Raw genomic sequence first — 22,416 nt, 5'->3', positions numbered from 1 at the left:
GACCGTTTATGACTTCCGATCCGAAACAATTAAGCCGCAGACAGCTGCTGGCAGCCGCCGGCCTTGCCGGCGCCGCGTTGACCGCAGGCGGCCTCGTCCAGACCAGCCTCGCTACGCGAACATTTGCGCAAAGTTCCGTTACTTCATCGGTTTACGGCCTGACAGAGGCTACAGGCGTTTGCGTCGTTGCGACGACGGTATCCGGCTTGCGCACGATGACGCTGCCGGACGCGGATACGGCGTATTATGTAACGGACCCGGGCCAGGAAGGCCACTACTATTACGACCCCGCCGATACGACATCTGCGGATAATACGGGGACGGTGCTCGTATCCGCCGCCGGCGCGAGGTTCAAGCGTTCGTACGAAGACGTTCTGAACGCCAAGTGGTTCGGCGCCAAAGGCGATGGCGTTACCGACGATACGGCGGCGCTGCAAAGCGCGATCGACGCCACCTACGACGCGGGCGGCGGCACCGTAGTAATCCCGGACGGAACGTATGTCGTCCAGGGAAGCCATGTCTCGATCCAGCGGAGCAACGTCTTTCTGTGCGGCACCGGCCATACCCGGCTGCTGTTTCAGTCCCCCGGAACGGGCGACAGCTGTATCCATGTCTGGGACAGCCGCGGAGGGTTCGGCGGAACGAATCCGAGCAACCTGCCTTATTACGCGGACATGGATACGTTCGACCCTGCGCAATACGGCGGCGACGACTATCGTCTCAGCAACGTCGGCATCTCCGATCTGGAGCTGTGCCTGACCCGGAATACGGGCACCGTCATTACGATGCGGAAGGTCGACGGCTTCCGCAACGCCAACCTTCACTTTACGTTTGCCAGCCCTTCCGCCGGACCGCTTCCTTCGGCGGGCAACGTCATCCGGACGTTTTATTGCTCTGAAGGAAGCTGGGAGAACGTCCGGATCGACGACAACGCGAACATTACATACGGCGTGTTTATTTTTTGGAGCTATGCGATTCACGACCGCCGCATCCGCGTCGGCAAAACGAATACGATGGGCTACGAGTACAAGCACGGCATCAAGTGCAGCGTGTCCGACATTCAAGTGGTCAGCGACGGTACGATCGGAGCCCGCGGCATTAACGTCGGCTACGGCAGCAAACATATCAGCGTCGAACGGGCGGACGTCCGCGGTTACATTACCGCTATCTGGCTGCGGAGCAGCGACGAATTCGACTATAGCGAACATTTGCAGGTGAGGGACAGCTACTTCCATGGAACGGTGAACGGGTTCGTCTTTAACCGGGTGCGGCACGTTCTGGTCGACGGCTGCCATATCGTATCCAAGCTGCCGGTCGTCTTCCAGAGCGGAAAAAAATACGTCGCTTACCGGGCCAATGCCGACGATCCGGCGCTCGTGCCGAACTCCGCAGGCTGGACGTATGACGGCCATTACGACTCCAAGGAAAATGTCGTGTTCGGGGGAGTCAATCAGTGGCGCTACTACGAGCATTCTTATTTGCCGCAGGCGGTTCATCTCACGTTCCGCCGCTCGACGCTGGAGATCCCGGCCGGATCGGCCGCGCAGCAGTCGTGCGTCAAAATTATTATTCCGCCCGATATGAATGCCCGTCACCTGTTTAACGCCGGCAACCGGATCAAAACGTTTACGCATACGGACGGAGCGGTTTATTATCCGGCTTCCCTGGTCAACTGCTCTTTCCGGGATCTCGTCCTGAAGGCGGACGCTTCCGTCATTCATTTTGGAATCGACTCGCTGTCGCACGTTCTGCAAAACTGCGAATGGAGCAATATTACGTTCGACGGCATCCGTTCCTTTCACGCCCGCGTCTTGAAATTCCATAACTCCGTTCTGGACCGGATCAACGTTCACCCTACCATTGCCTCGTCCAACATCCTTGAAATCAATTCCATCGACGGACTGGAGGTGCGCGGGTGTAGCATTCGCCATAATGGCGTGATGTTTTACTGCGATCCGGCCAAAAACTTGCCGCTGACGACAAGCGAAGGTTATATGAACATCCGGCTGTGCAATAACAACATCGCGGGCAAAAGCGGGGTCGGCATTACTTGGCGGTGGGCCTGGACGACGGCCTACGCCGGAACGGCGGCAAAGCCGGTGCTGATCGGCAACCGCTTTTACGATATCCCCTTCCCGACTGTTTACGGAAACGGCTCCGACCCGAACGGCCTGAGCAACGCTTATTTCGCGGACGATACGAACCGCTATAACGACCGCCAACTGCTCTCTGTCGACTATACGTGGAACGTTCCGTCAATCGCCGGAGGAGGCGGAGAAGCAACCGTCAACATCGCCCATCCGGAGGCGGTAGACGGCGATGCCGTAACGGTCGGTACCAATGTCGCGCTGCAAAAGCTCGTGGCATCCGCCTATGTAGCGGCAAAAGGAACGGTGTCCCTCCGTCTTCTCAACCCGTCAGGAACAGCCGTTAACCAAGGCAGCACCTTATTTTCGATCACGCTGCTGAAACGGTAACGGGTGCGCTGAAACGGTCGCTCCGCACGATCATTCTAGAAGGTGGCGCAAACTCCGGCTTCGGCCGGAGTTTCTTTATGGAACAAATACTCTTGCCGCCTAATCCCCGCTATACCAGGACGCCTGCGTCCGGTACATCCGGCTGTACTCGCCGTTCATCCGCATCAGCTCCTCGTGCGTCCCTTGCTCCACCAGCTTGCCTTGCCTGAGGACGAACACGAGGTCCGCCTGCTTCGCCGCTCCGAGCCGGTGGGTGACGAGCAGCGCCGACTTGCCTTCGGTCACTTTCATAAACAGCTCGAACGCCTCCCGCTCCGCTTGCGGATCAAGCGCGGCCGTCGGTTCGTCGAAAAAGACGAAATCCGCGTCGCGCATCAGCGCCCGGGCTGTGGCGATTTTTTGCCATTCGCCCCCGGAAGGCTCGATTCCGCCAAACGCGGTGCCAAGCTGCGTGTCCAGTCCGCTTTTTCGGTATCCGGCGGACCGGAGCGCCGCTTCGATCGCCGGATCGTTATGCAGCTCCGCCAGTTGACCGAGCGCGACATTTTCTCGAAGCCGCACATGCAGCTGCGAGAAGTCTTGAAAGACGGCGGCCAGCTTCACGTTCCGCGCTCTCTCCGGCTCCCGGTCCAACTCCAGCCCGCTGGCTGGTAAACCGCCCCAATCGATACCACCTTCCGACGGCTGATAAAACCCGGCGAGCAGCTTCACCAGCGTCGATTTGCCGGAGCCGTTCTCGCCGACGAGCGCGGCCCGGCAGCCCGGCGGTATCGTCATCCGGATTCCATCCAGCGCTTTGCGGTCCACCCCGGGATAACGGAACGAAACATCGGATAACCGCAATCCTCCGCCGGCTGCGCTCCTGCCGCACGCTTCCGCCCTCCCCGCGTTTTCCTCCGAGGCGTCCTCCTCCAGCTCCAGATAAGTCCGGAAGTCTTCCCACCTCATATATAGTTTCTGGAAGGAACCTCCGGTCCGAACGATGTCCGGCAGCTTCGCGAGCAGCATCGACATCGTCATGAACAATACCGCAAAGTCTCCTGCGGTAAACGTCCGCGCTCCCGGCAGCAGCACCAGCAACGCCAGCAGCAGTCCCGACAGCAGAGCGAGCAGAAGCTCCGGCCCCAGCTTGCGCAATTCGGAGACGCGGACGGCGGTCCGTCTGTCCCGGGATTGCCGCTCATACAGGCCGCGCCAGCGTTTCTCCAGCTCAGGCGCATGACCGAACAGCCGGATCTCCTTCGCCGCCTCTTTTCCGGTCATCAGCCCCGCATAATGATCCATCAATCTCTGATCCGGCGTCTGGCTACGGGACAGCTTCTCGAGGGAACGCACCGACTTGCCGGTAACGATTGACAGCAAGACCGTAGCGCCGATTACGGCAGCAAGAGGAATCCATTGCCCGAAGGCGAGCAGGATCGAGACGAGCAGGGCGGCCTGGATCAGCTGCTGTATCCATTGAAGGCCCGTACTGTAGACCTCGTGCAGGGAAACCAGCAAGGCCCGCTCCCGGATATCTTTGACGGAAGGAGCTTCTACGGATTGGAGAGGAAGGCGGGACGTTTTCTCAAGCACCAGCCGCTGGTGCTCCAGCGCTCCGATCTCGTTAATCCGGGTTAGCGCCATGGGGATCGGTACGCCCAGCCCGATATTGTTCACCAGCATCAGAGCGGCCAGCCAGGCGGCAGCGGTTAGGATCGGGTAACTACTTAGGGAGGGGTTCCAGCCTTGGATACGATTTATCAACTCTTTCATCAGCCATAGCTCAGCCGGCAATACCGGGACGATGGTCAGCATGGCAGCGGCGAGTACGACTACCGGCCGCTTCTCTACCTGATAAAGAATGGAAGCAGCTTGGAGAAAACAACGGATCATCCGATTAACGGCGGCCCCTCCTATTCAGATGGTCTTCTCTTGCGGAGCTTATGTATTATACCGTTTCAAAATTGGAAGCGCATCCGGATAAAACGGTTCTAATCAATCGCTCCTCTCTGATTGGACTTGCTGTCCGGCACAATTGTCGTCCGGAGGCGCAACCTTCGGCGTCTTGAACTCGTCTGGACTAGGATGAGATACATTTTGGGGAGATTTTTTTTGGGGGGACGGGTTATGAAGATGAACCAAAGGACTGCTGCGGCGGGTGCTCTGCTACTCCTGCTGACAGCCTGTGCAGGCGCCGGGCCTTCCGGACCGAAGTGGTCGGCGGATGAACGAAAAGCGGCCGCGGCCGCGATCGATCCGCGAATCGCCGAAGCGAGCCGCTCATTCGGACTTAAGCTGCACCAGCAGATGAGCGATGCCGGAAAAGGGGAAAATGTCGTAATCTCGCCGGCAAGCGTATCGGCCGCGCTTGCTCTGGCCTATACGGGAAGCTCCGGGGAGACGGCGAAGGAAATCGCGGCTGCGCTAGGCTGGGACGGAATGAGTGAGAACGAGTTAAACGAGGCGAACCGCAGGATGACGGAGCTGCTGACCGCATCCGGGGGCGGCGTCAAGCTAACGATCGCGAATTCCGTATGGACCGCTGCACATACGGTCTTCCATAAGCCTTATCTTCAGACCGTCAAAGATTATTATCAAGCGGAGGTCCGCTCTGCAGATTTCGCCTCCCCGAAGACGACGGACGTTATCAACAGCTGGGTGTCGAAGCGGACGGAAGGCAAAATCCGCAAGCTGCTCGAGGAACGGCTCCCCGCCGATAGCGCAGCGGTGCTGCTGAATGCGGTCTACTTCAACGCGTCCTGGACGGACCCGTTCAAGAAGGGCGATACTCAAGACGATAACTTCACGCTGCCGGACGGTGCCGTCAAAAAAGTGCCCATGATGCGGCAAACCCGCACCTATGCCTACTCCGAACACGAAGCTTGGCAAGCCGTCAAGCTTCCCTACGGCGACGGACGGATGAATATGCTGCTCGTCCTGCCGAAGGAGACGTCCTCCCTGGACGAATTAAACCGCCAGCTGTGGTCCGATTGTCTCCCCTGCAGGCAGACGTTCGAACCCGTCCGGGTCGATCTCCGTCTCCCCAAGTTCAAGGTGGAGTATACAGCGCAGCTGAAAGACGCGCTAACCGGTATCGGCATGTCCCTAGCTTTTGATCCGGGCCGGGCGGATTTCCGTAAAATGGCCGACGTTCATCCTCTTTACATTAGCGGCGTTACGCACAAGACGTATCTGGACGTAAACGAAGAAGGCACCGAAGCCGCCGCCGCTACCGGCGCCATGATGGCAGGCTCGGCCCCGCCTTCCAAGCCGGTCGACATGGTCGTGAACCGTCCCTTTTTCTTCGCCATCGAGGACAGTCACACCGGCTCCTGGCTGTTCCTCGGAACGATTACGAATCCGTAGGCGGATCGATCCGGGAATTCCCGGATCGGATAGCGGGAATCGGCTCGGTTGCACCCGCCCTTCTCTCTTCGCACACGCAGACGGGACAGCAGGCTGCGGCCTGCTGTCCCGTCATCTGTTCATCCATTGCTCCGTTCATCCGTTCCAAGCGAACCGCCGCATTACTTGTTCTTCGCCTCGGCGATCGCTTTAACCGCCGCCTCTTCGGCGTTGCGGAATGCCGTGTTAATATCGATCTCGCCCTTCGCGATTAGACCGATATCTTTCGTATACGTCTTTTCGACCGCTACGTCATAGATCGATTTGTTCGATATGGGAGCGAATTTGTTATAAAACACGGAAGCAAAGTTTTTATCCTTATACTCCGTATCCTGGGCATACGCTTTCTGGACGGCTTCGTTTTTAAGAACGGGCATCGTTCCTTTGCGTGAAATCTCCATCTGATACTCGTCGGAGATCAGGTATTTCAGCACTTCCATCGCCGCCTCTTTCGATTTGGACAGCGAAGTGACCGTGAAGTACGAAGGATACGACTGCGAGCCGACGTTCGGAAGCTCCTTGAAGGTAGGCAGGGAGACCATTTCCCAGTTCATCGTTTTCATCTCCGGCACGGTAAACGGCATTTGAGACAAAAAGACGAACATGCCGAGATACTGGTCCTTCGTCAGCGCGTCGCGATACGGCAGCGCATTTTTCAATTCGGTAATTTTCGCTTTATAACCGGCATCCTGGGCCGGATCGATTATCGTCGCCTGGTACAACCGTCTCCACTTCTCGTTTTGGATCGTCGGCTTGTCGGTTTGCATATCGACATACGGAAGCGAGAACTGATTCATCCGGAGCATATGCGAGCCCGATACGGCCAGTCCGATATATTGCTTATCGCCGTCGGTCCGGTTCAGCTTGCGGGCGATCTCCAGCGTCTCGTCCCACGTCATGCCGTCCTTCGGATACGGCACCCCGAACTTATCGAATACCGCCTTGTTATAAAATAAAGCCAGATTGTTCATGTACACAGGCAATCCGTACATTTTGCCGCCGGATATTTGCTTCATCGCATCGACGACCGTCGGCTCGAACCGGTTCAGATCGACCGAATTTTTCTTGATCAGCTCGGAAAGATCGTACTCCAGCCTGTTGACCAGCAGCCCTTCGCTGAAATTGCCGATCGAATCGTAATAAATATCGATCGTCGTCCCCGCTGCCAGCAGCTCCGGCAAAGTGCTCCCTTTTTGGGCGCGGATATAATTGATTTTATAATTAGGAAATTTTTTGCGGATCGAATTGCCGAACCTTTCGTTAAATACTTCATCCGTATCTCCGGCCATCGTGAAAAAATTAAGTTCCGCAGGCGTCTTCGTAATATCCGGTGCGGACGGCTGGCCTTTCTCTCCATTCTCTGTTTGGCTGGCCGATTTTCCGCCGCCTCCGCAAGCGGTTGCAAGCAGCATCGCAGCCATTACGGTCGAAGCGACCAAAGCGCGTTTAACAGACATGCTGAACCCTCCCTTTAGTAGATGCTTCCCAATGGTTCCGTTCTTATCCTTCCATGTGTCGAGCCTGCTTATAAGCTGTACGGATTCGCTATTAACTTATACGTATGTTTTACCTATTGCCACTGCTTGCCCGATGCCCGATGGCCCTGCCTAATCGGAGCAAGATCCGCATTATGACGCTCGATTATCCAGTAAAACCGTACTTTCCATATACCTCCTTTTTTTGACCCCGATTTAATAGAAATCGATTTCTCGGTTTCAATATATCATGTATGCGGTTACTTTTCAATCATAAAGAATGCGTATTCTTAAATTATTTCGCAGCCATTTTTCACCCCCTCGCCTTTTTTATTTACAATAGCCGAAGTCCGCTTTATACTAAAAATGAGTGATTACTCACTTTCGTGAGGAGGGCGATTATTTATGCAAAGTGCGACTTGTATTCGGCTCGATCAGGTCTGCCGAACATTCGGAAGCAAGGAAGTGATCAAGGAGATTTCGCTTCAAGTGGGCCGCTCGGACATATTCGGATTGCTGGGACCATCCGGCTCCGGCAAAACGACGCTTGTGAAAATGATCGCCGGAATCGACGAGGCGACAAGCGGCGACGTGTATGTGCTGGGCGAACGCATGCCCAAACTGTCGCATATGCAGCAGATCGGGTACATGGGTCAATCCGATGCGCTGTATGCGGAATTAACCGCACAGGAAAATCTCGAATTTTTCTGCGCTTTGTACGGTCTCGGCGGAGCCGATAAAAAGCGCCGCATGCAGGAGGTTATGGAACTGGTCAATCTCGGCGCTCATATGAAGCAACAGGTCGCCCGTTATTCCGGCGGGATGAAACGAAGGCTGTCGCTGGCCGTCGCGCTGCTCCACCAGCCGCCAGTGCTTATCCTGGACGAACCGACGGTCGGCATCGATCCCGTCCTGCGCCAATCGATATGGAGCGAGCTGGAGCAGTTAAGCCGTTCCGGCACGACGATCGTCGTCACCACCCACGTGATGGACGAAGCCGAACGGTGCGGGCAGCTCGGGATGATTCGCGACGGCACGCTTATCGCCGCAGGTACACCCGAAGCGCTCAAGAAGGATACCGGTTCCGCTACGCTGGAACAAGCATTTTTGCATTTCGGAGGTGCCGCCTCATGAGAATCCGCGCACTGGTCATCCGGATTTTGCGCCAGTTTTGGCATGACAAACGGACGCTCGCGCTTATGATTGTCGCGCCGATGCTCGTACTTACTTTGATGTCGCTCGTCTTTAACGGCGATACGTTCCGACCTGCCCTTTCGGTCGGCGGGCTGCCCGAGCCGCTCGTTCAGAAACTGGAGCAGCACAGCGTGGACATCTACCGCTATACTCCGGAAGAAGCGGAGACGGCTTTGGCGGACGCGCGAATCGATGCCATCGTCACCCTGCAAGGCTCGGCACCTGTCGTGAAGCTGGAAGGCAGCGACCCGACGGCCAACCGAGCGGTGCTTCTGCTGCTCCAAAACGTGCTCCAGGACCTGAATCCGGCAGCGGACGCTCCCAAGCCTGCCGTCACTTATTTGCACGGATCGGCGGAGATGGCGGCTTTTGATCATTTCGGCCCTGTGCTTATCGGGTTTTTCGTCTTTTTTTTCGTCTTCCTTATATCCGGCGTATCGTTTTTGCGCGAAAGGACGGGCGGGACTTTGGAACGGCTGCTCGCCACTCCGATCCGGCGCTGGGAGATCGTGGCCGGTTACATTTTAGGATTCGGCCTGTTTACGATGATTCAGTCCGCCCTGATCGCCTGGTATGCGATCCACGTGCTGGGCATGATGATGGCCGGCTCGTTCTGGTACGTGCTGCTCGTTACGCTGCTGCTCGCGGTTACCGCTTTGGCGCTCGGCACGTTTTTGTCGGCATTTGCCAGCAACGAGTTTCAGATGATACAATTTATACCGCTGGTTATCGTTCCGCAAGTGTTTTTCTCCGGTTTGTTTAATATGGACACGATGTCCGTCTGGCTGCGCTGGCTGGGCAAGTGCATGCCGCTTACCTACGGAGCTGATGCGCTGCGGAACATTATGGTCCGGGGCCAGGGGTGGTCCGATATTGCGGCTGACGTCTACGTGCTGCTCGCCTTCTCGGCCGTGATCATGTTCTTGAACGTGCTGGCGCTGAAAAAACACCGGCGGATCTGATTGGTCCCGAAATCCGCAAGGAATTACTTGTCCCCTATATCGCACCGGGAGGAGGCCCGCGCCCTATGTCGGACCAAATGGAGTTATGGCTGCAGGAGCAGTTGAAGTTTTACGACGAGGATGAGAAAAAAACGGAAAAGCAGCTGCGAATCTTATCGGCTGCCATCGAAGTATTTGCCGAGAAAGGGTATGCGGCTTCCTCCACGAGCGAAATCGCCCAAAAAGCGGCTGTCGCCGAAGGTACGATCTTCCGGCATTACAAGACGAAAAAAGAACTGCTGCTAAGCATCGTGGCACCGATGATGACCAAGCTGCTGGCCCCGTTCGTGCTTCGCGATTTTACGAAAGTGCTTGACGCCGACTATGCTTCCTACGAACAATTTCTGCGTGCCGTAATCGTGAACCGCATCGAGTTCGTCAAAAAGCATTTGCCGGTCGTCAAAATATTGCTCCAGGAGATTCCGTTCCATCCCGAGCTGAAGGAACAATTTCTCGATGCTGTCGCTGGACAAGTGCTCGGACGATTGACGCCGATCATCGAAAAGTTTCAAGCGAACGGGCAAATCGTCCCGATTCCGTCCAAGACCGCGCTGCGATTGACAGGTTCGGCCATCCTCGGATTTTTGGCGATGCGCTATATGCTGCTGCCCCATCTGGAATGGGAGGACGAGCAGGAGATCGAGCACACCATCCAGTTTATTTTGTACGGGTTATCCACTTCGGAACGTCCCGGTTAACGAAAAAAGCTTCGGCGCAAGGAAGCGGAATTCCCTTCCCTGGCCGAAGCTTTTGTATGTTATGGCGCCTTGACAGGAACCGGCGGCTTCTTGGTCTGGAACGACAGCGCCATATCGATGTACGGCTGCCCGTCGTCCAGCTCCGCGACGTCCTGGCGTCCGTCCCCGTTCATATCGCAGACGAGCAGTTCCCCGTCCGAATGCCCCCAAGGCCCCATTCGCGAGGACAGCTCGAATTGCAGCGGACCGGTCTGCCGGTATACGGCGAACGTTTTCTCCTCCCGGTTCCAGAACAAAATATCCGTCTTCCCGTCCCCGTTAAAATCCCCGATCTTCACCGTGCCGTCCTCTCCGGTCGGGATATCGAGCTGCAGCACGCGGCGTTTCCATTTCCGGGACGTCTCGTCGGGACTCAGCTCGATCCATCTCGAGGAATGAGGGAACGGGATCAGCAGCGATTCGTTGCCGTCTCCGTCCAGGTCGCCGGCGACCAGCCGTACGGGAAGTCTCCGGTCCCAGGGACGGGGAGCCAGCGGCTGCAGCTCGCCTTTGTTGAACGAGAAGCTCTCCAGCTGATTGTTATCCGCCGTCTCGCCCGCGATTATCCATTCGCCGCCGTTTCGTTTCAGGGCATACATCGAGCTCCATCCCGGCTTGCCCGTTTTCCAGGAACGGCCCGGCACGAAGCTGTCTCCGCGGGAACGGTACGACTCCAGGGTGCCGTCCGTGCGCATCACCCATAAGTCGGCTTTTCCGTCGCCGTTTTCGTCCAGAAGCGTCCAGGCGTCCCCTTTCGTATAGGGCAGCCGGCACCATACTTTCGGCGCACCGGAGCTTTCGTTCCGCAGTCCCCGGAACTCGCCGCTCTTAACGGTCACTTGCCCGTTCTTACGGTCCCAGACGACGACATCCGCCTGGCCGTCTCCCGTCACATCCGCGGCCGACACCGCCCCCTCCATCCCCGTGCCGACCTGGACGCTGTGCGCCGGAACGAACGGGATGTAGTCCGTAATCGGGACGAAGCTGTAGCCTTTATCCCTAAGACGGCTCAGCAGCTTTTGCAGATTGCTCTTATCCGATGCCGGATAACGGTACAGCGGCAGGCCGTCCTGAAGGACCGGCTCCCCCAGCTCGTCAGTAACCGGAAGCAAATGACCAAACTCGAGAAAAGGATGATAAAAAAAAGAGGGCAGCTTATCCGATTGGTCCAGCTGGTTCATGATGATGTCGGAATCCCGGTTATAAGGAATATAAGAGAACGGTGTCGGCACGTAGATCGCGCCAAGGGAGGACGAGCCGTAACCTTCGTTTCGCTCCGTCTTGTATTGCGTATATAACGTGTTGGCATTCTGATGAACGTCGGCTTGAAAATGAAGCCCGAAATAATTGCGAAACACGGCGTCCTGCTCGGGAAGCGTCCGGTAATGGGGAGCTTCCCAAAAGTAAGGGAACAAGCCGGCACGGCGGAGAGTCTCCGCACCCTCCTCTACTCTTCGGGAGGCGAACTGCGTCGTTAACGTCTCTGCGACGTCGGGGACGTAGAACTCGTCGCCGATTCCCGACTCCTGGTATCCGTCCGGACGGACCGTATCGCCAACCTGATGCGTATACCCGTGCATCCCGATCACAGCGCCCGATCTTGCCGCATTGTGCAGCAGAGCCGCAAACCACCGCGCGTATTCGTTATCCGTCTGGTCGATCGACACGTCGTATACCGTACCGTCTTTCAAGACGTTTTTCCAGCGCGGGATGACCGCAATCTGATAGGGAATGTCCCGTTCCTTCAATAAAGTAAACACGGCCCGCAGCTTGCCGAGCTGTTCCGCACCTTCGTACTGTCCTCCCGGACCGACGTCCTCAAGCCGGATCATGATCTGCTTCGGCCTGTTGTCGTTGCCTACGGCGGACTCCAGGTGCAGCATGTACAACATAACGAATACGACCGCAGCGGCTATCAGAATACGCGAGCGGGGTCGAAGCGCGGTCAACGAACGTTTCACAGTTGGTCCCTCCAGATGCTTGAACAAAATCCCCCATGGAAACCGGTATAACTCCAATTTCTATCCATAAACAAAACGAACAGCACGCAGTATGGTTGTATTATAGCTTAAACCGCTTACATAAATCATCAAAAAAATCCTCTTCGTCCGATACAAGGAAGAAAAGGATTTTCGGGTAACGCGAATGTCCGGCCGGACCTCGTGATCGATCGTTATGGTTCTATTCCGCTTTAAACGGTTTCAGGTTTCCGTTTGAGTTCGACACCACAGGGATCATCTTTAAAGCGCGAGTCATCGGCGACAAACAAAGGCGGCAAGTGGGCGTGCTCTCGAAAGCAAAGTCGTCTCTCATCCATCCGTTGCAAGCTTCTTTCGTACAGGACCAGATTTCCGTTTCCTCGAGCGGCAGCTCTTCCGTAAACCGTCTGCGTTTGTTCATCTCTCTCACGTACCCCTTCCGATTGTAGTGGACCCTTTCTGTATGAAAAAAAGCCGCCCATACAACGAGGCAGGGCAGCTTTTACTACTCTTGTCCGGTGTTACAGCTTCACAACGTTCTCAGCTTGCGGTCCGCGGTTGCCTTGTACCACATTGAATTGAACTTGTTGACCTTCGTCCAGCGACTTGTAACCGTCACCGACGATGGCGCTGAAATGAACGAAAACGTCATTTCCGCCTTCTACTTCAATAAAGCCGTACCCTTTTTCAGAGTTGAACCACTTTACTGTTCCTGTTTGCATGGAAATCGCTCCTTTCTGAATAAACTAACATGTTCTGTTTTTTACGACAGAAGCCTGGAATCCGGTTCAAAGCAGAAGCGATTGAACGTTCAGGAACATCTGCAACGAAAAAAATTCACATATTGATAAAGGTACCATAACGACGGATGATAACATTTATCGATATGCGAATTTCAAAAAATTCCATTTCCATATCCCACTATACTACATTTACCAGTAAGTTGTCAATCCATACGATGCACCGGCCTGTCTGCTTTTCGCGGACAGCCCCCGGTTTCCGAATAGGCCCGGGCCTGCCTGCAACGGCCAAATAATGATGTCGACAATTTGAAGCAAATACGATAGAATCATTATAGATTTCATATTTATGAAATCTTTTCTATGGAGGGTGAATCCAATGGAACAACAAGCGCCAAAAGTTAAATCTGCCGATCGCGTCCTGGATATTTTCGAATTGTTCACCGGAGAGAAAGATTCGTACAATTTGACGGAAATATCCAAAAATCTGAACATGCCTTCCAGCAGCACGTATCTGATTTTGCAAAACATGCTCAGCCGCGGATATTTGGAGACAGACCGGTCCGGCAAGCAGTTTCGCATCGGCTACAAATTGTTTGCGATTCGTTCCGGCTATATGCGCAACGCCAGCTTAACCGGAGAATTCAACTACATCGCCGAGAAGATTATCAACAATCTGAACGAGACGGTCAGTTTATCGATAAGAACCGGCAATCAGCTTTTATATATCGGAGAAAAGGTAAGCACGCATTCGCTCCGGTTTAATCCGAGTCTCGGCGTAACGCTGCCCCTGCATGCCACCGCGTCGGGCAAAATTTTGCTGGCCGATCTGTCGGCGGAGGAACTGCGCGCCTTGTACCCGACCGACGAATTGGAGAAAGTGACGGGCAAGACGATCTCCTCCTTCTCGGACTTGCTCAAGGAGCTGGACAAGGTCCGCAAGCAGGAATTCGGCTACAACATGGGCGAGACGGTCGACGGCGTACACTGTGTCGCCGGGGCGGTCAAGGATATGGACGACCGTGCGGTCGCCTCGATCAGCATCTCTATCCCGGTCGTGCGCATTACCGGCGAGGTGTGGGGGAACGTGCACGATTGGATCAGACGCTCGTGCGAGGAGCTTAGCAACAAGGTATACCGCCAAAATTAACAGGCGCGGAGGGGGCGACTCCGTTTGGCTGCCCTCACCCGCTCCGCTTCGGGGCGGTCCCGGGAATGCTCGCATGTCAGGGAACATCCCCATTTCCCGGTCGAAAGGACAAGGACCTCAACTTCCACTGTAATGTGGAGGCCGAGGTCCTTTTTCTCCAGTCAACCGGTTCTAAGCGGGGCCCGAATCATCGCGGCCTGACTGTTGAGTTGAGCCCCCCTTTTTGACGCAACGCGCCGTGCCGTCCTATTCGACCAGCCCCGTACGCTCGATTCCTTCCGTAAACCAGCGCTGTGCGATGAAATACACGAGCAGCGGCGGCAAAATAATCAGAAACGCGGCGGCCATCTTGGGCCCTTCCGAGACCGGATCTTTTCCGACGGCTACGCTTAAGCTCAGCGACTTGTTCCCGAGCAGCTCGGTCGACAGCTCGTTCAGGCGCAGCGACAGCGGAATGAAGTCTTTGCTGAGAAACATCGACGGCTCGAAATGCATATTCCAATACCAGACGAACGAGAACAGAAACACGACAAGGCAGGCGGAGCCGGCGAGCGGCATCATGATCCGGAAAAACAACCGGAACACGGATGCCCCGTCCATCTTGGCCGCTTCCTCCAGCGCTTTCGGCTGGGACAGGAAAAACTGCCGGAAGATGATAATGAACAATGCCCCGCGCATCCCTTGACCCAGTATAGCCGGCACGAGAAACACGAGCGGCGTGTTCAGCCAGCCGAGCTTGTTGAAAATCATATACAGCGGGATGATCGTAATTTCCGGCGGAACGAGAAACGTAATTAAAATCAAGACGAAAAACAGCGATTTCCCCGGAAACCGGAGGCGGGCCAGCGCATACCCGGTAAGAGCGCAGGAGAACACCTGGAACAAGGAACCGAAAAAAGCGATAATAAACGTGTTAGTAAACGCTTCCGGGTAGCGGAGCCCTTTCCACGCATCGATATAGTTTTGGCTGTGCACGCTCCTGGGAATCAGTCCGACTACGGGATCAATCAAGTCTTCCAAACTTTTCACGCTGGTGGAGACCATGTAAATAATCGGTTTCAAGTAAAGGAAGGCGATGACCGACAACAAGACGATGATCACCGTTTTTGCCACGTATCCGTCATTCACGTTTGGACCGAGCAGCAGCTTGCCTACCCGCTGCGCCCGGCGGCTCTCCGTGAATCTCACCGCCTCCAGCCTCACTTGCCGGTATCGCTCCGTCAACCTCATCGCAGCTCGCCCCTTCCTTTCGTCGCCCGATACGTCAGCCCCACGGTCACGCCAAGCAGGATCAGGATGAGCAAGAAATACAACCACGCCTGAGCGCTCGCATATCCGTACCCCGTGGTCGGGGAGAACATATTGTTTTTGACAATTTGTAGCACGGGATTAAACGGGAACGTGAACAGATCAACGATCGTAAATACGGCGTTTAACCCGATAAAGGGCAGCATGCCGGGAAACGTAATCTTCCAGAAGCTTTCCCACGGGGAAGCGCCGTCTACCCGAATCGCTTCATAGATCGATCTGGATATCGTCTGGAAACCGGCCAAGAAGATGAGGATCTGCACGCCCGAGTACCATAATATAATGACCGCCCGGCTCAGCACATTCATCACGGTAGCCGCCGTCCGTTCGCTGAAATACTGCTTGACGATCGCAGCCACGTTGTACTGCTCGAGAAACGGCATCTCCCCCGCGCCTTGCGCGAACAGCTCCAGCAGCACTTGCCCTGTCGCAAATAAGACCGGGAGAAAAAAGATCGCCCGCATCAGCCCCCGGCCGGGAAACTTCTGATTCAGCAGCAGCGATACGAAAAACGAAAAGATCAGGATGAGCGGAATGATCATCAGCATCTCCTGAAACAACGAGAACAGGACGATCGGATAAGCGTTATCCGTCACCAGCATTCGCTTGTAATTGTCGAGACCCACCCATTCGTACTTGAAGCTGCCGCTGGACGGCGTTACTTTATTGAAGCTGTTGTAGAGCGACCAGCCGACCGGAAACGCGACGAACCATGCAAAACCGACCAGCCACGGCAGCATGAAGAGATAACCGATGGCGTAGTCTTTCAGGAGAAGCTTGATGTATCCCAGGCGCCGTTCCGTCTTGCTGACCATCTAGGCTCCTCCTCCTTTCGTTACGTCGAATCGTTTCGTATTATAGTTGACGGTCACGCTCGTTCCGTCCGCATAGGTCGTCTTGTAGACCCCTTCCGAGACCCGCTCGTGACCGGTCATCGGTTGATGGTAGACGGCAGCGAGCTGATTGAACTTCCGGTACTCCTCGATGATCCGGTCTTTCCAGACTGCATATTCCCCGCTGTAGATATGGCTGTAATCGGTGTCCTTCAAGACACGGCTTTCCGAGTAGGTCAGCCTGAAATACGGAACGGCACCGTATTCGATCGCTTTCAGCAGCTGCTCGTCATACACGTCCCGCAAATTACCGGCCGCCGACGTATATTCCACCGACCCATGGAGCGCCATCGGGTAAAAAGGCACCGTCTCGTCGATCATCAGGTCGTAGCTGGAGCTGAACGGCAGCTCTTCGATAAAGCTGACGTGTCCGAGCGAATAGTCATTGCCCCGGACCACTCCGACCGTCCCCAGCCGGTTACGGACATAATCAAGCAGTTCCCGGTAATAGTAGGAGGTATCCTTTCTCGCCAGGGGAGAGGAAGGATTGTAGTCGCTGAACACTTGATCGCCGGGGCCTTCGACGTAATGGATACCGTCCGCGCCGAGCTCCTTCAACCGGTCGACGACGTCTTTTTGCCCGCGAACAGCTTTCACCGGATCAACGATGAATCGGCCATCGCGGTCTTGCAAGACGGCCGTATCGATCCCGCGGATGCCGTCCGACTTGACTTGGAAGCGGCTGTAATCCGGTTGTTTCCACGACATATAATCCTCGAACAGCACCTGGATGCCTTTATCGTGCATGGCCTGGACGAATCGCCCGGCTCCCTCGGTTCCTCCAATCTCCGGCACGACGGGGAAGCGTTGATCGGACCGGGCGTATCCGCTATGCTGCCAGCCCTGATACGTCACGCGGATGTTGCCCGCACCCAGCCGCATCAGTTCGTTCACCATGCTCTCCGCTTGTGCGAACGTGGTCGCCGTCTCGTATCGGCTGCCGCCGAATCGGGGCTTCGTCGCTCCGCCTATAAACGACAGCTGCATCGGGACTTGATCGACCGGTTTCAGCTCGGCGGCGAGCGCGCCCCCTTCCTTCAAATATGCGCGGTACGCCTGCGCCATCCCGACGTAGCTTGCGGCATCGCCGGACAACAGCCGGTATTCCACGCGCCGGTCGTCCTCATTCCGGTTTTTTTGAATCGTGCCGACGACATCCTTCGTAATCCCGCTCACTTTGCGCCCGTACTCCTGCCTGTAGCTGAAGTTGGCGCTCACCGTATTGTAGCTCGAGATGTTGCCGGGCAGGACCGCTTTGACCGAGGCGGTATATTGCCCCTCCTTAACGATCGCGGCGAACGCTTGTGGTCCGCGCTTCAGGCCGAATACCGGAAAGCCGATCTGCTCGCGCGGCGTCTTCCTCTCCCGCTCTTTCAGATGCGACGGGTCTTCCCCGTAGATCGGGAACTCGTAGACGGTTCCGATCGCCGGCCGCTTGCGGTCATAGTAGACGAGCCCCCCGGGACCGTCCGGAACGAATAAATAACCGGTCTCTTCCGCCTTCGAAACGGCTCCGAAAAAAGGCAGCACATTAAGCGCAAACAATCGGGCTTCTCCCGTTTCGGCAATTCCCGAGCTGGGGACGGACACTTCGAACCCGCTGTCGGTTATCCGGTACTGCAGCACGAAAGAGATGTGCAGCTCAGTGTGGGTATAGGTTACCTGAATGCCGTCCGTTCCGATTCGGGTGTACCGGGTCGTCATTTTCGGATCGAGCGCATTCGTGACCGAACGTTTCGTCTCCGTTCCCGACGTGTATTCGAGAATATAGGGAGACTGCATATTTTCCAGCAGCGTCCCCTTTACCGTCTCCCCGGCAAGTTGGCCGGCCGGCGGATTGCTTCGCCACAAGTAGCCGTTTGATTTATTCAGCATGGCGATCTGACTCGTCTTCGGATCGAGCCGCAGCGAGAATCGGCTGTTCGCTGCCACCGTCGCGTAGCCTTCCGGATCGACCGCCGCCGGCTTCCAATCCTCTCCTTGCGCCACGGACAGCCTGGCGGCGGCAGGAACTTCGATATTCATCGCCTCCAGCTTCGGCAGCGTATCCCGGTTGAACGCCCACAGCAATACGATCGCCAGAACCGCCGCAGTTGCCGCGATCAGTTGGATGCGCCTTTTCGGATGCACAGGCCATAGCCGTCTAACCATGAAACGTCACCTCCCGGTAGATCTGTTCCAGAAAATCGTACAGGTTCATACCGAGCCCGGTCATGATGACCGCAAACACCCACATAACCCCGATCGTAAATACGGTGATGCCTGCATTTTTGATCGCTTCGGTAAAGTCGAAATTATGAATGACCTGGGTCATAACGAACAGCAGCAGTACGATCCAGATCCACATGAGCTGATGAATCAGGTCGATCAATATCCATTCTTCGAGCACAGCGACGTTGGAGAGCGCAATCGCCGGAATCTGCATCACCATATAAGGAACGATCGCATAGGTGCTGGCCTGCAGCACTTCACGAAACCGCCCTTCCCCGCCCTTCACGGAGCTGACCAGGTAGTTCGCAATTACCCACGTCGCCCACGGCACCAGGAGCAGGCCCAAAGACCATTTCAGGTTATAGCTGCCGAGATCGAACGGATACGCGATAAAACCGGAGCCGAATATGGACAGCAGATGGACCCCGACGGCAAGAAAGCCGATCAGCAGCAGCACGAACCAGGAAATTTGCCGGTCCTTCAACCGGTAAAACCCTTCATACGGATGGAAAATCAAATAAATCGCATCCTTAAGCTCGGCCGCATAACGCTCCAACCCCCGGGGCCATGTCCGGCTGCGGACGAACGCCCTTCCCTTCCTCCCGAGAAAAACGAGCGCTCCGATCCCGGCAGCCGTTGCCAGAGCCGCTATGAAGAAGTGGTCCTGAATCCATTCGTACCGCAAATTCCAGAAGGCGTCCGAATATCCTTCGGGGTCGTACGATTGCTTGAAATAATACAGCGCGTCGTCATACCGTTTCTCGTGCAGGGCGATTTTGCCCAATCCGTTAAACGAGATGTTAAGCATCCCGTTCTGACGGACGACTTCTTCCCAGTACGCCTTGCTTTTGACATAATCGCCCTCGTAGTAATGATGGGCCGCTGTCATAAAAGCGTCGCCGAAGCTCGTTCGCTTAAAGACGTGAATCAGATTGGAGCGGCTGTCGGCCAGCCATATTTCGTTTCGTCCATTGATTGCGATACTGCTGGCAAAGCTCGTTACCCCGATCTGCCGGGCGTTTTTGTCGCCCTCGCTGAAATAAAACAACACGCCGCCCATCGGGTCGTAGATCGAGATTTCATTAAACTGCCGGTTCATCCCGTACAAAAAGCCGTGGCCGTCCACGGTCATATCGACCAGCCGCGTTTCCCCGAACTCTTTGTTTTTGAACGCGTCGGAGCCTCCGGCGTTCAGCTTTTTGATCTGCCCGTCGTTAAGTGCGGTTGCGGTCGTCGTGAACAAAAAGCCGTCTTCGGACAAGGTGACGTTTGCGATCGAGTCCGGGCGCTTCGCGACCTCCTGAGCCAACTGCACCTGATTGAGCACCGTCCGCTTCAGCCGGTCCATCCAGCTCAGCTTCGCTTTGTTCGCCCCGAAAAACCCGGTAAACTCGCCTTCCGGATTCATCCGCAGCAAGCCCTGATAGGTGTCTTTAATGACGACATACAGAAACCCGCGGTTATCCACGACCAGTTTGGTCGGAATAAAAAAGTAGTCTTTCCCCAGCACGCTGGAGTCCGGCTTGGCGAACACCTTCAACAGGCTGCCGTCCGGCGCATACTTCACAATCGTCTCCCCGGCGGTATTGGCCGCGTAGATCATACCGTCTGCAGCGACGAACACGCCCTCCGGACGGCTCAGCTTGCCCGGCCCCTCCTCCTCGCCGATCGAACGGATGAATTGTCCGGACGGACCGAGCTCGACGATGCGATCGTTCCCCGTGTCGGCGATGTAGACATGGTCGTTGTCCGCTATGAACAGGTCGCTTGGCGCCGAGAACGGCTTCTTCATCAGGTTCCCGTCGATAATGCGGTCCGGTACATATAAAGGCTGAATCTGATTCATCTCGCCGTTGACCGGATCGACATAATACGTGCTGTAGGGCAGCTTGGCCCATGCCGCCTGCGGGACCAGCAAGCCGAGCAGACATAGGACGGTGAGCATAGTCACAGTGGTTATCCTCCCACCGGATGCGGCGCGTCGGATCATCGGAAGCCCTCTCTTTTTCCCCATATTACTTCACACCCGAATGCAGCATCGTTTCGATCATTTTCCGCTGGAACAGCAGGAACAGGATCAGATTCGGCAAAAACATCAGCAGTCCGACCGCCGCCGCCATGCTGGCCGCCGCAACGCCGGGGACATTCGTCGTGAGGCTGGTCACATAAAAGGCCAGCGTCTTCATCGTTTCTTTCGTCGTGTACAGCGTCGAGGTTTCCACATCCAGATACACGGCCTGAAACGTAATGATAGTGACCGTTGCCACCGCCGGCGCCGTGAGCGGAATAACGATGCGCGAGAAGATGTACAGATCGCCGGCGCCGTCCAGCTTGGCCGCTTCCAGCAAGGAGTCCGGGATTTGGTCGATAAATTGCTTCATCAGGAACACCGCGACCGGCGAAGCGATAAACGGCAAAATATGAGCGAGATACGTGTTTTTCAGCCCTAAACTGCTTACGACGAGATAGCGGGGGATCGCTACGGTCTCCGGAGCGAACATAAGCGCGATCAAGATGAAGGCCATAATGGCCGTTTTAAAATGAAACCGGTGCTTCGCAAGCACATAACCGGCCATCGTGCTGACGAGGATGACGGACACGGTGGACACCGCCGATACGAGGACGCTGTTGAACAAGTATCGCGTCGCCGGAACGAGTCCGGCCGACGTATGAAGCAGCAATTGCTCGAAATTGCGCATCGTCGGGTGCTTGACGAAGATCGTCGGCGGAAACAAAAACAGCTCGTTTAACGGCTTGAAGGCGTTATTAAACAAAAAAACAATCGGCACGAGCATAAACGCGGCCACAGCGGCAAGGAAACCGACCAGCACTACCCGGGAGAACGAGAGCTTGCGAATCGAAAGCAGCATACCGCTATTCCCCCTTTGATCCGAACAGCTTGTAGCTAAGCTTCATCAGGCCGTAGCTCATGATCAGCAGCACGACGGACAACGAGGAAGCGTAACCCCATTCATACCGCAAATAAGCGTAGTCGTCGATATGGTTCGTGATGAGGTGTCCGGCATAGTCCGGCGTAATCGTCAGTCCCGTGAGCTGGGTCGAGATCGCCCCCGCCTTCAGCGTGCCGACGATCGCCATGACCGCGCTGAACAGCATCTGCGGCTTCATCGCCGGAATCGTGATATAGTACACTTCCTGCAAGCTGTTCTTGATCCCGTCGATTCTGCCCGCTTCGTACAGCTCCTTGTTCACGGTTTGCAGCCCGCCGAGCATGGCGAGAAACCCGACCCCCATACTGGTCCATAACGTCACGACAATCATGATGGTCATCAAATATTTCGGGTCCTGCAGCCATAGATGCGGAGCTTCGATAAACCCCAGGCGCATCAGCACATTGTTCAAATACCCGACCCGGTCGCCGCTGAACGTAGCCGCCCAGACGACCGACAGTGCCACTCCCCCGACCATGGACGGCGCATACAGCGCCAGCGTGAAGTAATCGCGGATGCCGGAGGGCAGCTGATGAATGAGCCAGGCGAATACGAACGATAGGATGTAACCGCCTGGTCCTACTATAATGGCGAATTTCAGCGTATTCGGAAGCGTGTATTTCATAAACACGATGTCCTGCGTTAGCATGTAGACGAAGTTGCTCGCTCCGATCAATCGCGGAAACTCGATTCCGTTAAAGGAAGTGACGCTAAGCAAAGCCGCCATCAGCACCGGAACGATAATAAAACAGGCAAAGCAGATGAGAAAGGGAGCCAGAAATAAATACGACAATCGGTCGCGCCAGCATTCCCGTAAAAATCGTTTGATTCTCACTATCGACTTAGGAGCCGGGGTTCTCGTCTCGCCCGGCGGCAGCGTAGCGGCCTTAGACAGTTGTACGGGTTCCATAGG

General features: G+C 55.7%; 18 protein-coding genes. 6 read left to right on the top strand and 12 right to left on the bottom strand.

The window, feature by feature from the left end; all coding sequences use genetic code 11:
* The first annotated feature begins 8 nt into the window (after positions 1-8).
* Positions 9-2,477, top strand: coding sequence for a glycosyl hydrolase family 28-related protein (locus IDH45_RS08185; RefSeq protein WP_223836460.1), 2,469 nt, complete (start codon positions 9-11; stop codon positions 2,475-2,477).
* A gap of 99 nt (positions 2,478-2,576) precedes the next feature.
* Here IDH45_RS08185 and IDH45_RS08180 read toward each other — a convergent pair whose 3' ends face one another.
* On the bottom strand, positions 2,577-4,352 hold the full coding sequence (locus IDH45_RS08180) for an ATP-binding cassette domain-containing protein (RefSeq protein ID WP_190926395.1): 1,776 nt from the start codon (positions 4,350-4,352) through the stop codon (positions 2,577-2,579).
* A 234-nt stretch (positions 4,353-4,586) separates the two neighbouring features.
* On the opposite strand from IDH45_RS08180, the gene IDH45_RS08175 reads away from it, so the two are divergent.
* A complete protein-coding gene (locus IDH45_RS08175) occupies positions 4,587-5,825 on the top strand; it encodes a serpin family protein (protein WP_190926393.1) in 1,239 nt (412 codons plus the stop codon).
* On the opposite strand, the gene IDH45_RS08170 is transcribed toward IDH45_RS08175, so the two are convergent.
* Together IDH45_RS08170 and IDH45_RS08165 are read right to left on the bottom strand one after the other, a co-directional pair.
* Positions 5,812-5,952, bottom strand: coding sequence for a hypothetical protein (locus tag IDH45_RS08170; RefSeq protein WP_190926391.1), 141 nt, complete (start codon positions 5,950-5,952; stop codon positions 5,812-5,814). The two genes, IDH45_RS08175 and IDH45_RS08170, sit on opposite strands and share 14 nt — an antisense overlap.
* A gap of 34 nt (positions 5,953-5,986) precedes the next feature.
* Positions 5,987-7,321 (bottom strand): ABC transporter substrate-binding protein, encoded by a 1,335-nt coding sequence (locus IDH45_RS08165; RefSeq protein WP_190926390.1) that lies wholly within the window; start codon positions 7,319-7,321, stop codon positions 5,987-5,989.
* 423 nt (positions 7,322-7,744) lie between these two features.
* Here IDH45_RS08165 and IDH45_RS08160 point away from each other — a divergent pair, with 423 nt between their 5' ends.
* The 3 genes from IDH45_RS08160 (at position 7,745) to IDH45_RS08150 (ending at position 10,232) form a co-directional block, all read left to right on the top strand.
* A complete protein-coding gene (locus IDH45_RS08160) occupies positions 7,745-8,473 on the top strand; it encodes an ABC transporter ATP-binding protein (protein WP_190926388.1) in 729 nt (242 codons plus the stop codon).
* Positions 8,470-9,495 (top strand): ABC transporter permease, encoded by a 1,026-nt coding sequence (locus IDH45_RS08155; protein ID WP_190926387.1) that lies wholly within the window; start codon positions 8,470-8,472, stop codon positions 9,493-9,495. The genes IDH45_RS08160 and IDH45_RS08155 overlap by 4 nt, the downstream gene beginning before the upstream one ends.
* A 65-nt stretch (positions 9,496-9,560) precedes the next feature.
* Positions 9,561-10,232, top strand: coding sequence for a TetR/AcrR family transcriptional regulator (locus IDH45_RS08150; RefSeq protein ID WP_190926385.1), 672 nt, complete (start codon positions 9,561-9,563; stop codon positions 10,230-10,232).
* A 59-nt stretch (positions 10,233-10,291) separates the two neighbouring features.
* Here IDH45_RS08150 and IDH45_RS08145 read toward each other — a convergent pair whose 3' ends face one another.
* The 3 genes from IDH45_RS08145 to IDH45_RS08135 all read right to left on the bottom strand — a co-directional run bounded on the left by IDH45_RS08145 (position 10,292) and on the right by IDH45_RS08135 (position 12,972).
* Positions 10,292-12,232, bottom strand: coding sequence for a DUF2334 domain-containing protein (locus IDH45_RS08145; protein ID WP_190926384.1), 1,941 nt, complete (start codon positions 12,230-12,232; stop codon positions 10,292-10,294).
* A gap of 220 nt (positions 12,233-12,452) precedes the next feature.
* Positions 12,453-12,671: a cold-inducible protein YdjO-related protein gene (locus IDH45_RS08140; RefSeq protein WP_190926382.1), complete on the bottom strand. Its 219-nt coding sequence runs from the start codon at positions 12,669-12,671 to the stop codon at positions 12,453-12,455.
* 100 nt (positions 12,672-12,771) lie between these two features.
* Positions 12,772-12,972 carry a cold-shock protein gene (locus IDH45_RS08135; protein WP_190926380.1) on the bottom strand — a complete coding sequence of 67 codons (201 nt, stop codon included), beginning with the start codon at positions 12,970-12,972 and terminating at the stop codon, positions 12,772-12,774.
* A gap of 397 nt (positions 12,973-13,369) precedes the next feature.
* Between IDH45_RS08135 and IDH45_RS08130 the strand changes: the two genes are divergently transcribed.
* Positions 13,370-14,140: an IclR family transcriptional regulator gene (locus IDH45_RS08130; protein WP_190926378.1), complete on the top strand. Its 771-nt coding sequence runs from the start codon at positions 13,370-13,372 to the stop codon at positions 14,138-14,140.
* A 246-nt stretch (positions 14,141-14,386) separates the two neighbouring features.
* Here the strand turns inward: IDH45_RS08130 and IDH45_RS08125 are convergent, their stop codons facing one another.
* The 6 genes from IDH45_RS08125 to IDH45_RS08100 form a co-directional block, all read right to left on the bottom strand.
* On the bottom strand, positions 14,387-15,370 hold the full coding sequence (locus IDH45_RS08125; RefSeq protein WP_190926376.1) for a carbohydrate ABC transporter permease: 984 nt from the start codon (positions 15,368-15,370) through the stop codon (positions 14,387-14,389).
* Positions 15,367-16,263: a carbohydrate ABC transporter permease gene (locus IDH45_RS08120; protein ID WP_190926375.1), complete on the bottom strand. Its 897-nt coding sequence runs from the start codon at positions 16,261-16,263 to the stop codon at positions 15,367-15,369. The genes IDH45_RS08125 and IDH45_RS08120 overlap by 4 nt, the downstream gene beginning before the upstream one ends.
* Complete coding sequence (locus tag IDH45_RS08115) at positions 16,264-18,492, bottom strand: DUF5696 domain-containing protein (protein WP_190926373.1); 2,229 nt, start codon at positions 18,490-18,492, stop codon at positions 16,264-16,266.
* The gene (locus IDH45_RS08110; RefSeq protein WP_223836481.1) at positions 18,485-20,497 is read right to left on the bottom strand and encodes a YIP1 family protein; all 2,013 of its coding nucleotides are present in this window, start codon (positions 20,495-20,497) and stop codon (positions 18,485-18,487) included. Before IDH45_RS08110 ends, IDH45_RS08115 begins: the two co-directional genes overlap by 8 nt.
* 70 nt (positions 20,498-20,567) lie before the next feature.
* Positions 20,568-21,422 carry a carbohydrate ABC transporter permease gene (locus IDH45_RS08105; RefSeq protein ID WP_190926369.1) on the bottom strand — a complete coding sequence of 285 codons (855 nt, stop codon included), beginning with the start codon at positions 21,420-21,422 and terminating at the stop codon, positions 20,568-20,570.
* 4 nt (positions 21,423-21,426) lie between these two features.
* Positions 21,427-22,413, bottom strand: a complete 987-nt coding sequence (locus IDH45_RS08100) for a carbohydrate ABC transporter permease (RefSeq protein ID WP_190926368.1) — start codon at positions 22,411-22,413, stop codon at positions 21,427-21,429.
* Between the last annotated feature and the right edge of the window lie 3 nt (positions 22,414-22,416).

Source organism: Paenibacillus oceani (genome assembly GCF_014705615.1).
GTDB lineage: Bacteria > Bacillota > Bacilli > Paenibacillales > NBRC-103111 > Paenibacillus_AB > Paenibacillus_AB oceani.
Note: the sequence above shows the minus strand (reverse complement) of the source record. Positions and strands in the feature narration are given on the sequence as shown.